Source organism: Pseudomonas iranensis, from assembly GCF_014268585.2.
In the GTDB taxonomy this organism is placed as follows: domain Bacteria; phylum Pseudomonadota; class Gammaproteobacteria; order Pseudomonadales; family Pseudomonadaceae; genus Aquipseudomonas; species Aquipseudomonas iranensis.
Genome location: NZ_CP077092.1, coordinates 439,807 through 452,993 on the forward strand (window position 1 = coordinate 439,807; position 13,187 = coordinate 452,993).

General features: G+C 60.8%; 11 protein-coding genes. 8 read left to right on the forward strand and 3 right to left on the reverse strand.

What is annotated here, in order from left to right; all coding sequences use genetic code 11:
- Window positions 1-205 precede the first annotated feature (205 nt).
- Complete coding sequence (locus tag HU724_RS01945; protein WP_186568490.1) at window positions 206-1,219, forward strand: ABC transporter substrate-binding protein; 1,014 nt, start codon at window positions 206-208, stop codon at window positions 1,217-1,219.
- Between the two features lie 143 nt (window positions 1,220-1,362).
- Here the strand turns inward: HU724_RS01945 and HU724_RS01950 are convergent, their stop codons facing one another.
- Window positions 1,363-2,283, reverse strand: coding sequence for a LysR family transcriptional regulator (locus HU724_RS01950; protein WP_038860809.1), 921 nt, complete (start codon window positions 2,281-2,283; stop codon window positions 1,363-1,365).
- Window positions 2,284-2,465: 182 nt separating this feature from the next.
- Between HU724_RS01950 and HU724_RS01955 the strand changes: the two genes are divergently transcribed.
- The gene (locus tag HU724_RS01955; RefSeq protein ID WP_024011146.1) at window positions 2,466-3,386 is read left to right on the forward strand and encodes a TauD/TfdA dioxygenase family protein; all 921 of its coding nucleotides are present in this window, start codon (window positions 2,466-2,468) and stop codon (window positions 3,384-3,386) included.
- Window positions 3,387-3,540: 154 nt separating this feature from the next.
- Here the strand turns inward: HU724_RS01955 and HU724_RS01960 are convergent, their stop codons facing one another.
- Complete coding sequence (locus HU724_RS01960; protein ID WP_186568492.1) at window positions 3,541-5,157, reverse strand: alkaline phosphatase family protein; 1,617 nt, start codon at window positions 5,155-5,157, stop codon at window positions 3,541-3,543.
- Between the two features lie 121 nt (window positions 5,158-5,278).
- On the reverse strand, window positions 5,279-6,223 hold the full coding sequence (locus tag HU724_RS01965; RefSeq protein WP_186568494.1) for a LysR family transcriptional regulator: 945 nt from the start codon (window positions 6,221-6,223) through the stop codon (window positions 5,279-5,281).
- 165 nt (window positions 6,224-6,388) lie between these two features.
- On the opposite strand from HU724_RS01965, the gene HU724_RS01970 reads away from it, so the two are divergent.
- The 6 genes from HU724_RS01970 to HU724_RS01995 all read left to right on the forward strand — a co-directional run bounded on the left by HU724_RS01970 (window position 6,389) and on the right by HU724_RS01995 (window position 13,159).
- Window positions 6,389-8,749 (forward strand): TonB-dependent receptor, encoded by a 2,361-nt coding sequence (locus HU724_RS01970; protein ID WP_186568496.1) that lies wholly within the window; start codon window positions 6,389-6,391, stop codon window positions 8,747-8,749.
- Between the two features lie 22 nt (window positions 8,750-8,771).
- On the forward strand, window positions 8,772-10,115 hold the full coding sequence (locus tag HU724_RS01975) for an aryl-sulfate sulfotransferase (RefSeq protein WP_186568498.1): 1,344 nt from the start codon (window positions 8,772-8,774) through the stop codon (window positions 10,113-10,115).
- 271 nt (window positions 10,116-10,386) lie between these two features.
- Window positions 10,387-11,202, forward strand: a complete 816-nt coding sequence (locus HU724_RS01980; RefSeq protein WP_186568500.1) for an energy transducer TonB — start codon at window positions 10,387-10,389, stop codon at window positions 11,200-11,202.
- A 45-nt stretch (window positions 11,203-11,247) separates the two neighbouring features.
- Entirely contained in the window at window positions 11,248-11,973 is a 726-nt protein-coding gene (locus HU724_RS01985) for a MotA/TolQ/ExbB proton channel family protein (protein WP_041477454.1), read from the forward strand.
- Between the two features lies 1 nt (window position 11,974).
- Window positions 11,975-12,376: an ExbD/TolR family protein gene (locus tag HU724_RS01990; RefSeq protein WP_186568502.1), complete on the forward strand. Its 402-nt coding sequence runs from the start codon at window positions 11,975-11,977 to the stop codon at window positions 12,374-12,376.
- A 201-nt stretch (window positions 12,377-12,577) separates the two neighbouring features.
- A complete protein-coding gene (locus HU724_RS01995) occupies window positions 12,578-13,159 on the forward strand; it encodes an alpha/beta hydrolase (protein ID WP_186568504.1) in 582 nt (193 codons plus the stop codon).
- Window positions 13,160-13,187 lie beyond the last annotated feature (28 nt).

Genomic DNA, 13,187 nt, shown 5'->3' on the forward strand with positions numbered 1-13,187 from the left:
ATAAGCGAAGCCATTTAAGGCTTACAGCCCTGACGCATCCAATGCATTCGAAAAATATTTTCGATGCTGTTAATGCATATCGCGCTGCAAACCGCACACGCCCTCGCTTAGCTCATATGGATATAAAAATGTGCATTTATAGTATTTAAGTGAAGGTGGGCATCCAGCCTACTTTCGGCTCCTCAGCGATCAAGGAGCCGCACCCATGAACTTTCCCTTCAAACGAATCATCAGCCTGCTGGCCGCCCCGGCGCTTGCAGGCTTTCTTGCGCTTGGCGCCCAAGCCGAAGAACTCAAGGAAATCCGCATCGCCGTGCCCGACCTCAGCGCCGGCACTCAACACAGCGGCGGCGGTATCGTCGATGTGCTGCGCGATCAGCAGATCTTCGAAAAGGCATTCGCCGAGCAGGGCATCAAGATCCAGTGGAGTTTCTTCAAGGGCGCCGGGCCGGTGATCAATGAGGCGTTTGCCAACGGCCAGGTTGATCTGGCTTATCTCGGCGATCTGGCCGCGATCATCGGCAAATCCAATGGTCTGGACACGCGCCTGCTCAGCGCCACGGCGCGTGGGGTCAAGCAATACCTCGGCGTGGTGCCCGGCTCGGGGATCAAGACCCTGCAGGATCTCAAGGGCAAACGCGTGGCGATCTTTCGCGGGACGGCGACGCAGCTGTCGTTCGATGCGGCGCTCGCCAGTCAGGGCCTGAGCGAGAAGGATCTGAAGGTCATCAATCTGGATTTCAACGCGGCGGTTTCGGCACTCGCGGCCAAGCAGATCGATGCCTCGTGGGGCAGCTCCGCGCTGAGTGCCTTGCAAGCCAAAGGCCTGGCGGAATTGCCGCTCAACACCAAGGACCTCGGCGGCGCTGGCAGCGTGCAGGCGGTGTTGCTGGGTAATGGCAAGTTTGTGGACGCCCATCCTGAGGTCATTGCGAAACTGCTCAAGGCGCAGCAGCAAGCGGTCGAGTGGCTGACGCAGGACAGCAACAAGGACGCCTATGTGCAGCTGGTATCAGGGCTGGCCAGTTATCCGCCGGTGATTCTGGCTCAGGATCTGAAGGATCAGAATCTCAGCGAGATTTTCCCGTCGACACTGGATCCGGTGTTCTTGAGCGGCCTGCAGGACAAGGTTGACCTGGCGGCGGAGCAGAAGCTGATTCGCAAGCCGTTCAAGGTCAGCGATTGGGTGGCGCCAGAGCTTTCTGCAGCCAGGCTTTAGATCTCCAGCGTCTTTCCAGATCGTTCCCACGCTCCGCGTGGGAATGCAGCCGAGGACGCTCCGCGTCCTTTGTGACGCAGAGCGTCACGGGTTTCATTCCCACGCAGAGCGTGGGAACGATCGGCGTGTGCCACGAAGGTTTTTCAGACGGCGACGCTGACGTCCTGCCGATCCACCGCGACCAACGTCTCGATCATTGCCCTCGCCGCCGGCGACAACCGGAATCCGGTGCGGCTGACGATGCCGCAGCGGGCGTTCATGCTTTCGAGGTTCTGCGGCAGGTTGCGCCAGTGCAACAGCACCAGCGAACCCTTGGCGACATCCTCAATAAACGCCTCCTCCGTGCCGACGCCGATTGCATTGGATTGCAGCACCACTTTGACCAGTGCCGGAAAGTGCTCGGTCTCGATGGTCGGCGAGAAATCGATGCGCCCGCTGAGATTCGCCAGCAGCTTGCGAATGCCCGGCGGGATCAGGGTGGCGGCCAGCGGGTAGTCGAACATGTCGTTGGTCGACAGGCTTTCCTTGGCCAGCAACGGATGCCCCGGCCGGCAGAAAAATACCCCGCGCTTGGGCGTCAGCGGTTGCGTCTGGAAATTCGGATCGGACTCGAAATGACGGATGTCGGCGATGAAGAATTCGATCTCTTCGCGGCTCAGCGCGCGGCTCAGTTTTTCCCAGTTATCAACCTGAAAACAGGTGCGCACTTTCGGGTGCGCATTGATGAATTGCGCCACCGCGTCCGGCACCAGTTTCACCGCTGGCGCCGGCCCGCAACCAAAATGCACTTCGCCGGCGTCGAGCTTGGTCATTTGCGTCACTTCAGCGCTGAGCAACGCTGCGCCCTGCACCAGGCTCAAGGCGTGTTGCAGCACCACCTGGCCCTCGGGCGTGGGGCGCAGATCCTTGTTGCCGCGATCGACCAGCACGCAACCGAACTCCTGCTCCAGCCCCTGAATGCTGCGGCTGAACGCCGGTTGAGTGATGCCCATGGCGTCGGCCGCACGGACAAAACTGCGGTGTTCGTTGAGGGCGATGAAGTAGCGCAACTGGCGAAGATCCATATGCTTTTCCGGCATCCTAAAAATAGCTCGAAGGCATTTGCGACAAGGGTTGCTTGAGGTTTTAAATGCAAGCTCTTATTCCGTCAACGAAGCATGTGAATATCTATTAGATATAAATGGAATATAGATAGAGCGTTGTTTCGCTGCCGCCAAAACCGCAAACCGTCGATGAGGGTCTTCCCATGAGCAATGCTGCACTCGCCGTAAAACCCGTTTCTCACGCGCTGGAAATTCACCCGGTAGCCGGACGTATCGGTGCCGAAATCCGCGGCGTGCATCTGTCCGGTGAGCTGGACGCCGCCACTGTCGAAGCCATCCAGCAAGCCTTGGTCGAATACAAAGTGCTGTTCTTCCGCGAGCAGACGCAGCTCGACGATCAGCGTCAGGAAGCCTTCGCCCATCTGCTTGGCGAACCGGTGGCACACCCGACCGTGCCATCGCGCGAAGGCACCCGTTACCTGCTCGAGCTGGACGGCGCCGAAGGTCAGCGCGCCAACTCCTGGCACACCGACGTAACCTTCGTCGACGCCTACCCGAAAGCCTCGATCCTGCGCTCGGTGGTCGCCCCGGCCTTCGGCGGCGATACGCTGTGGGCCAACACCGCAACGGCATACAGCGGCTTGCCGAGCGAGCTGCGTGAGCTGGCCGACAAACTGACCGCTGTGCACAGCAACGAGTACGACTACGCCGGTGCGAAGCCGGACGTCTCGGCAGAGAAGCTGGAGCGCTATCGCAAAGTCTTCACCTCGACTGTCTACGAAACCGAGCACCCGGTGGTGCGCGTGCACCCGATCAGCGGCGAGAAGAGCTTGCTGCTGGGGCATTTCGTCAAACGCATCAAAGGTTATTCACAGGCCGATTCGGCACACTTGTTCGGCTTGCTGCAGAGCCATGTGATCCGCCAGGAAAACACTGTGCGCTGGCGCTGGCAGGCCGGTGATGTGGCGATCTGGGACAACCGCTCGACGCAGCATTACGCGATTGATGATTACGGCACCCAGGATCGCGTGGTGCGCCGGGTGACGCTCAAGGGCGAGGTGCCAGTAGGGGTGAGTGGGCAGCGCAGCCAGACCATCAAAGGTCCGGATATCGTCGGCGTCTGATCGGGCCTCTTCGCGAGCTGGCTCGCTCCCACATTGATCGTTCCCGCGCTCTGCGTGGGAATGCCTCAACGGACGCTCTGCGTCCGGTTTTGGGACGCGGAGCGTCCCGGGCTGCATTCCCACGCGGAGCGTGGGAACGATCATTTGATCACGGCTACCACACACCAATCTGAACAACCTTCTCGGTTTCCGGCTCGCCATAACGAAACCGCTGCCCGCGCAAGTCGATCTCCTGATGGCTGATCGTCGTCCGCCGCTTCAGTCCGCGCATCCACTGAAACAGATACCCCGCATGCTCCTCGCGCACCGCCGCGTACGCCGGGTCCTCACCCAGATCACTCAGCTCCTGCGGATCATTCAACAGATCAAACAGCTGCGGTCTAAACCCGTCGTACGCCAGGTATTTCCAGCGCTCGCTGCGCACCATGGTCATGCGGCACCGGTCGATCGGCTGGCCGAGGCGTTCCCGCGCCGGGGCCTGGAAGGCGTAGTCGTATTCGCTGATTGCATAGCGGCGCCAATCGGGATTTTCCCCGTGCAGCAGCGGGATCAATGAACGCCCTTCCAGCCGGTGTTCCGCGCCCGCTAATCCCAACGCTTGAAGAAACGTCGGCAACGCATCAATGGTTTCCGCCAGCCGCTCATCGACAGTGCCGCGAGTGACATCCGCCGCCGCCCGAGGATCGCGAACGATCAGCGGCACGCCCACCGCCTGCTCCAGCAAAAACTCCTTCTCACCGAGCCAATGATCGCCAAGGAAATCGCCGTGATCGCTGGTGAACACGATCAACGTGTCATCCCAACGCCCGTTGCTCTGCAGAAAATCGAACAGCCGCCCCAACTGATCATCCACTTGCTTGATCAGGCCCATGTAGGTGGGGATTACATTCAATCGTACTGAATCGCGGGAGAAGTTGAGGCTTTCCTCATGCTGGCGAAAGGCAGTGTATACGGGGTGTTTGCTGGCTGCGGAGGGCGTCGCGCGGACCGCTTCGAGAATCGATTTCGTACTGTACAAGGCGTGGTACGGTTCCGGTACGATGTAGGGCCAGTGCGGTTTGATGTACGAGAGGTGTAAACACCAGGATTTCTCGCCTTGCTCGGTGATGAAGTCGATGGCGCGATTTGTAGTGTAGACAGTCTCTGAGTGTTGCTCGGGAATTCGTGCTGGCAAATTCGCATGACGCATTTTCCAGCCGCTGAGGATTTCACCGTTCTCGCCTTCGGCGGCATTCGCCCAGTCGTGCCAGGGATTCTTGCCATCGAAGCCCTGCGCGCGCAGGTATTGGGTATAGGGCGCGGATTCGCGCTTGTCGTCGAATGACGGATCGTCGGGGTAGATACCGTCGTGGCGCAGGTACGGTTCGAAGCCGACCTCATTGAGCAACTCGGCTTGCGCGCTGTCCGGGTTGATTGCCAGGCGCTGCAAGGCGTCGACATTGGCCGTCGCATGGGTCTTGCCGACCAGCGCGGTGCGGATGCCGTGAGGTCGCAGGTAATCGCCGATCGTCAATTCATCCAGCGGCAACGGCACCGCGTTCCAGGCCACTTGATGGCTGCTGACATAGCGCCCGGTGTAGGCCGACATCCGCGACGGGCCGCAGATCGTGCCTTGGGTGTAGGCACGGCTGAAACGAACGCCTTCGGCGGCGAGGCGATTGATGTTCGGTGTGTGCAGATGCGGGTGGCCGTAGCAGGACAGGTAATCGCGGCGCAGTTGATCGCACATGATGTACAGCACGTTGCGCACGGGGTTGGATGGGGTGGGCATGGAGTTCACCGGTCAGTGGGACAGGTGAGGGTTTTCGCTGTCGGTGGGGGTTTTCGGCAAGTGCATTTGGGGAATGGTTTTTATGCAGCGATTGCATCAGCCTGCTCGCGAAGGGGCCAGCTCAGACAGCAAAATTCTCCAGCGAACACACCTCCTCATCCTCCGCATCAACCACTTTGATCTGCTCAATCATCGCTTCGGCCAGCGGCGACAGCCGATACCCCGCGCGGCTGACAATGCCGTAGCGGGTGTACAGCTCCTCCAGATCATCCGCCAGGCCTTCGATCTTCAAACAGACCAGCTCACCCTTGGCCAGATGCAGCGTATCGGAATACGCGCCGACAATTCCGATCGCCTCCGAACGCAGCACCACGCTCAACAGCGTCGAACCGTTTTCGCATTCCACATTCGGGGTGAAATCCGGACGACCGCTGAGGTCGACGATGACCTTGCGCAGGTTCGGCGGGCGGATGCTGACCGCCAGTGGATAACTCAGCAATTGCTCGGCAGTGATGCGTTCAAACGCCGTCAGTGGATGCCCGGCGCGGCAGCAGAAATGCCATTTGCGTGCCCGCAAGCGGTAGGTCTGGTAATCCGGATCGGCCTCGAATTGCCGGGTATCGGCGACGAAGAATTCGAACTCTTCGCTGAGCAGGCGTTTGCTCAGGCTCTGCCAGTCATCGACCAGAAACTGTACGCGCGCCTTCGGGTAGCGGCCGATGAATGCGCCGATCGCGCGCGGGATCAATCCGGCGGCTGGCGCCGGCCCGCAACCAAAGCGCAATTCCCCGGCCTCGAGGCCATTGAACTGGCTGATCTCATTGGCCATCTGCTGCGCACCGCTGACCAGTCGCCGCGCATGTTCGAGCAGCACATGGCCCTGTTTGGTCGGCGGCAATTCCTTGCGCCCACGGTCGACCAACTGGCAGCCGACGCTGTGTTCCAGTGCTTGGATGCTGCGGCTGAATGCCGACTGCGACAGGTTCACCGCCTGCGCGCCAGCGACGAAGCTGCGTTGCTCAACCAGAGCGATGAAGTGACGCAGTTGGCGCAAGTCGATATGCATTTTTCACATAAAAAATATCCGGGAAATGCATTGGATATGCATTAGGTCGACTCCTTATAAAGGCAATCTCTTATGCAGTAAATATTTGTAAATCCATAAATAAATAACTGAAAAGAATATGCAGCAGTGAATATGTCTGTGTGTTTTTTGACCAGGAGCCGCGCCATGAGTCCGTTGAATCTCGCGTTACCCCCATCTCCCCGACGGCTCAAACGCCTGCCTTTGGCGCTGTTGCTGGCAGGCAGCGCCACCTGGACTCACGGCTATGCCGCCGAAGCCGAAACCCCTCCGCCCGTCCCCGCAGGCACAGCGGCGGCCAGCGGTTCCCAGCTGGAAACCGTGACCGTCACCACGCGCCGCCGCGAAGAAAGTTCGCAAGACGTGCCGACGCCAATGAGCGTGGTCAGTGGGCAGAATCTGGAGACGCAACGGGTGTACCGGATTCAGGATCTGCAGCAACTGGTGCCCAGCGTCAACGTCGCCTACATGCATGCGCGCCAATCCAGCGTGTCGATCCGTGGCCTGGGCAACAACCCGGCCAGTGATGGTCTGGAAGGCAGCGTTGGTCTGTACATCGACAACGTCTATCTGGGCCGTCCGGGGATGGCGGTGTTCGACCTGATGGACATCGAGCAGCTCGAAGTCTTGCGCGGTCCACAAGGCACGCTGTTCGGCAAGAACACCACCGCCGGGGTTATCAACATCAGCACCCGCGCGCCCAGTTTCACGCCTGAACGCAGCATCGAAACCTCGGTCGGCGAGGATGGGTACTTCCAGACCAAGGGTACGATTTCCGGACCGCTCAACGACCAACTGGCCGGGCGCTTCTCGGCGTATCGCACGCGCAGTGACGGCGACATCAAGAACGAATACGACGGCCACGACCTCAACGGCGGCTCCCGCGAGGGCTTCCGCGCGCAGCTGTTGTTCAAGCCCAATGAAGATTTCAATCTGCGCTGGATCGGCGATTACAACGAGGAAGATTCCAGCGCCGGCACCCGCGTGCTGTACAACACCGGGCCGACCATCAACGGCGTCAATCTGTATGAATCGCGGGCCAGTGCGGCCGGGGCGACGCTGGTCAACGGCCGGCATCGCAAAGTCAATCTCGACAATGATCAGCACGTCACCGTGCATCAGGGCGGCACGTCGGTGGAAGCCAACTGGACGTTGCCGAGCGACTTCACCCTGACGTCGGTCAGCTCTTATCGTTTCTGGAATTTCACCCCGCGCAACGACGATGGCCTCAACGTGCCGGCCAGTTACAACGCCGGCGTGTCGGTGGAAGACAAACAGTATTCGCAGGAATTTCGCCTGGCCTCGCCCAAGGGTGAGTTCTTCGATTATGTGGTTGGCGCCTACTATTTCGGCTCGGATCTGAACAACAAATCCTTCTCCTATTACGGCCCGCAGGCCGACATCTGGAATGGCACCCCGGCGGGCAGCCTGGCCAATGTCACCAGCATCGGCAACGGCCATATCCAGACCGACAGTTTCGCCCTCTTTGCCCAAGGCACCTGGCACGTGAGCGAACGCCTGGATTTCACTGCTGGGGTGCGTGGCACCTATGAAGAGAAAAACGCCTCGGTCGGCCGCAACGCGCCGGTCGGCGGTGTAGCTGTGGCCGGCGCGGCAGCCAATGCGCGTCGGGGGCGTGCCGGCGCCTACGATTCCGGTGACTTGAATCAGTACAGCTCCAGCCCCTCGGGACTGCTCAACCTGAGCTATCGCATCACCGACGACGTGCTCGGTTACGCCACGCTGTCCCACGGCGAAAAATCCGGCGGGGTCAACCTCGCGGTCGGCTCAGCACCGACGGCTGGCGCCGACTCGCTATTGATCGGCACCGAGCGCGCCAACAACGCCGAACTCGGTTTCAAAAGCACCCTGTGGGATCGCCGCCTGCAACTCAACGCCAACGTGTTCTGGACCCAGGTCAACGCCTACCAGACCAACGCCTATGACGCCGCCAATCGCGTGCAATACCTGACCAACGCCGGTTCCGTGCGCTCGCGCGGCGTCGAGTTCGAAAGCACCCTGGTGCCGCTGCGTGGGCTGACGCTGAATTTCAACGGCTCGTACAACGACGTCAGCTACCTCTCGTACAAAGATGCACCGTGCCCGCCGGAAGTCAGCCAGGCCCCGGGTGCACCGGCCTCGTGCGACCTCAGCGGCCATCAAGTGGTCGGCGCGTCGAAATGGATCGGCAACGCCAACGGCGAATACAAATGGAATCTGGCTAACGGCTACGAACCCTACGTCACCGGCAGCTATGCGTTCCGCTCCAAAGCGGTGGGCACGGTCGAGGATTCCGATTACGGGCAGATCCCCAGTTATGCGGTGGTCAACTTCTCCACCGGCCTGCGCGGCGATTTCAATCAGGGCCAATGGGACGTCTCGCTGTGGCTGAAAAACGCCTTCGACAAAACCTACTACACGACCCTGTGGACCGGCGGCAACGGCGGCTATGAGGGCCTGCTCGGCACGCCACGGACCCTCGGCGTTACCGGTCGCTACGACTTCTGATTTGCCTTCAAGGAGCTGCACCATGTTGCCCATCAAAAGCGCTTTACCCCTGCTGTTATCCGGCGCAGTCCTGAGCAGCGGCGCCTTCGCCGCGCCCAGCGTGTACCCGACTGGCGTCACCCGTTATGACCCGGACAAGGCGTTCAACCAGTACGTGATCTTCAGCGGCGCCGACAAGCAGACGCACCTGATCGACATGAACGGCAACGAAGTGAAAGCCTGGGCGCAGGCCGGTTTCCCTTCAGCCATCATCGACCCGCAACTGGTCGGCGGTAAACGCGGCCACGTACTGCTGCAATTGAGTGAAAAGGATCCCGGCAAGCTCGGCTCTGCGGGTAATGGCTTGGGCAACCAGAGCGTAGGCGAACTCGACTGGGACGGCAAAGTGGTCTGGCAGTGGGGCGACAAGGCGCCCGGTGGCGCGGCGCAGCAGCACCATGATCAGCGCCGCTTGAGCAACGGCAACACCGTGGTGCTGGCGAACAAGGTGCACAAGGCCACAGGCTTCAAGGCGCCCGAAGTGATCGATGATGTGATCTACGAAGTCAGCCCCGACGGTGCAGTGAAATGGCAGTGGCTGGCCTCGGATCATCTGAACGAATTCGGCTTCACTGCCGAGCAACTGAAGCTGGTGCGCGCCAGTGACAATCCGGATTACCTGCACATCAACAACCTCAGTCTGGTCGGGCCGAACAAGTGGTTCGACGGCGGGGACAAGCGCTTCAATCCGGACAATCTGTTGATCGATTCACGCAACGCCAACTTCATCGCCATCATCGACAAAAGCAGCGGCAAAGTGGTCTGGCGTTTAGGGCCGAACCTGCCGCTGATCAATCCTAAAACCGCGCAGAAACTACCGCGTCCGGTGGATCAGTTCGTCGGCCAGCACGATGCGCACATCATCCCTGCCGGGCTGCCCGGGGCCGGCAATCTGCTGGTGTTCGACAACCAGGGCTCGGCGGGCTATCCGAACGTCACCCTGGGCTTGATCTGCGGCTCGCGGGTCTTGGAAATCGACCCGCAGAAAAATGAAATCGTCTGGCAGTACAGCGCGGCCAATTCGAAGCAGCCGGGCTGGGCGTTCTACAGCTCGTTCATCAGCAGTGCGCGACGGTTGCCCAATGGCAACACGTTGATCGATGAAGGCATGAACGGACGGTTTTTCCAGGTAACCGCCAGCGGTGAAAACGTCTGGGAGTACGTCAGCCCGTATCTGGGCAAAGCGCCGGGTGGGGACGCGATCAGCAACTGGGTGTATCGAGCGCTGCCGGTGAGCTACGACTGGGTGCCGGTCGGTACGCCACGCTCGGAGACGGCGGTAATCGCCCCCGCGATCGGCGTTCAGCAAGCCAATGCCAGTCGTTGAGAGGCGCTGGCGGATGCCGTGGGCGAATACTTTTCATGCCGCAAAAGCAAGGGGTTTATCGCTGATCGCTGCAGCCCTTGTGGCGCGCGGCCTCGGTGGAAAAAGCCGATTTGTATATTCCATGCAGATCTACGCATAACTTTAAAGATTACTTTCGGTGATAAGCGTTCAGGCCCAATGATTGCCCCATCGACTACGCCGTGGGGGCTTCAAGAATGGCGGGTCGATCGCTTTGGCTAGTAGAACGAAAGAGACCGCAGGGAGTTGAACAATGGGCAATGTCCAGACCGCCGCCAGCGCAGGGGAATTGCTGTGGCGGCACATGCCGAGTGGCGAACTGGTCGATCTTGGCCGGCCGCATCGGGTGCCGTTGGGGCAGTTGCGTTTGCAGCGTGCACCCAAGGGCATTTTGAGTCGGCGCGAAACCCTTTTGCTCGGTGTGCTCGCCTTGGTCGTGCATGGCGCGGTGATTTACTGGGTCAGCCAGAAACCGACGCCAGTGCTGCCGGTGGTACCGCCGGAAATTCCGCCGATGACCATCGAGTTTTCGCATCCGGCTCCGCCCGCGCCGCCGGTTGTTGCGCCGCCACCACCGGCACCGGTGGTCGAGCCGCCACCGCCAGTGGAAGACGAGTTGGCGGTGAAGCCGCCGCCGCCCAAGCCGATCGCCAAACCCAAACCGGTGGTGAAACCGCCGCCCAAACCGGCGCCGAAGGCAGTAGAGCAACCGCCAGCGCCAGCGCCAGCGAAGCCCGCAGCCCCGGTCGCCGCGCCAGCGCCTCCTGCGCCACCGGCACCGGCGCCCGTTACCCCGGCGTCAGCCAACGCTGCGTATCTGAAAAATCCGGCGCCGGAATACCCGTCGCTGGCCCAGCGGCGCGGTTGGGAAGGCACGGTGTTGTTACGAGTGCATGTGTTGGCCAGTGGCAAACCGGGGGAGATTCAGATAGCCAAAAGCAGCGGCCGGCAGCAGCTCGACGATGCGGCGCTGAATGCCGTCAAGCGCTGGAGTTTCGTCCCGGCCAAGCAGGGTGATGTCGCCCAGGACGGCTGGGTCAGCGTGCCTATCGATTTCAAGATTCATTAAACCGAAACCAAATTCGCGCGAAATGTTTACACGAGGGAACACATCATGACGTTACTGGCATCTCCACTGGAATCCATCGAAAGCGCGGTGATCTGGCTGCTGGTGGTTTTTTCCGTCGCCACTTGGGGCCTGGCGTTGCTGAAGGCTGTGCAGTTCGGTCGTTTGAAAGCGCAGGATCGGCGCTTTCATAAACGTTTCTGGGCGGCGTCGAGCCTGGATGCCGCCGCCGAGTTGAGCGAAACCCAGCCCGGCGCCGCAGCGCGAGTGGCGCAGGCCGGTTATGCGGCGATCCAGGTGGGCGAGGCGCCGCAGGCAAATGACCTGAGCCAGGCGATCAACCATCAGGATCGCCTCGAACGCGCCTTGCGCCAGCAGATCGTGCGCGAGCGGCGTTCGCTGGAAACCGGTCTGGCGGTTGTCGCGAGTATCGGCAGCACCTCGCCGTTCATTGGTCTGTTTGGCACGGTGTGGGGAATCATGGAGGCCTTGAAAGGCATCAGCGCCGCCGGTTCGGCGAGCCTGGAAACGGTGGCCGGGCCGATCGGTGCGGCACTGGTCGCGACTGGCGTGGGGATCGCCGTCGCGGTGCCGGCGGTGCTGGTTTACAACTACTTTCTGCGTCGTCTGAAATTGACCGCGGCGGATCTCGATGACTTCGCCCACGACTTCTACAGCCTGGCGCAGAAGAGCGCGTTCCGCGTGCTGATCCACCCGACCGCACACAAGGTGGCAACGTCGGGCAACGCGGCAAAAGTGAAGGAGGCGTCCTGATATGGCCTTCTCCACGCAAGACACGGATGAGGTGCTCAGCGAAATCAACGTGACGCCGCTGGTAGACGTGATGCTGGTGCTGCTGGTGGTGTTTATCGTCACCGCGCCGCTGCTGACCAACGCGATCCCGATCAACCTGCCGAAGACCGAAGCGGTGGCACCGGTCGAGCAGAAGGATCCGCTGGTGGTGAGCATCGACGGCGCCGGCAAGCTGTTTATCAACAAGGACCAGATTCAGCCCGACTTGCTGGAATTCAACCTCAAGTCGGCCAAGGCCAAGGACCCGCAAGTGCGCGTGCAATTGCAGGCCGATGACGGGGTGAACTACGGCGAAGTGGCGCGAGCCATGGCTTCGATCGAACGGGCGGGGATTACCAAGTTGTCGGTGATTACTGCGCGGTGACAGGTTTTTGCTTTTCCGGGGCCGTCTCCTTGGCAGGGTGCGGCCCTTTTTTTATCCCGCGTTATTGCCACAACACACTCACCCTGTGGGAGCGCCTCATATGCATTATGGGTATTAATAAATAGCTTCTTATTCCTTAACGAATATAACTCCCATCCCTATACTCGACCCGGAACAGACACGCCGCAGGAGAGCTTCCCCATGCGCAACGAATCAATCCGCTACCTGATTGTGCCGGGCTGGCAAGGATCGTCAGAAGATCATTGGCAAAGCCACTGGCAGAACAGCCTGCCGAACAGCGCACGGGTGGAACAGGCCGATTGGCTGACGCCGCGCCGTGAGGACTGGGTCGCCGCGCTGGCCGAAGCGATTGCCGCCGACAGCACGCCGGTCATTCTCATCGCTCACAGCCTCGGTTGCATCACCGTTGCCCACTGGGCGGCGACAGCGCCGTTGCAATACCTGCGTCAGGTGCGCGGGGCATTGCTGGTTGCGCCCGCCGATGTCGAGCGTCCAGCCTGTGCGCCGGCACTGCGCAACTTCGCACCGATTCCGACCGATCTTTTGCCGTTTCCCAGTCAGGTCGTCAGCTCCGACAACGACGCCGCCGTCAGTGCGCCGCGCGCATTGGAACTGGCGCGCAACTGGGGCGCGGAGGCGGGGATTCTCGCCGGGGCCGGGCACATCAACGTCAAGTCCGGGCATCAGCGTTGGGAGCAGGGATTTGCCTATCTCTATCGCCTGCAAAACCGTCTGGAACATCACGCCCGCCGTCGCGCCTGACCTTACTATTCAACGCCCCCGTCGGCTG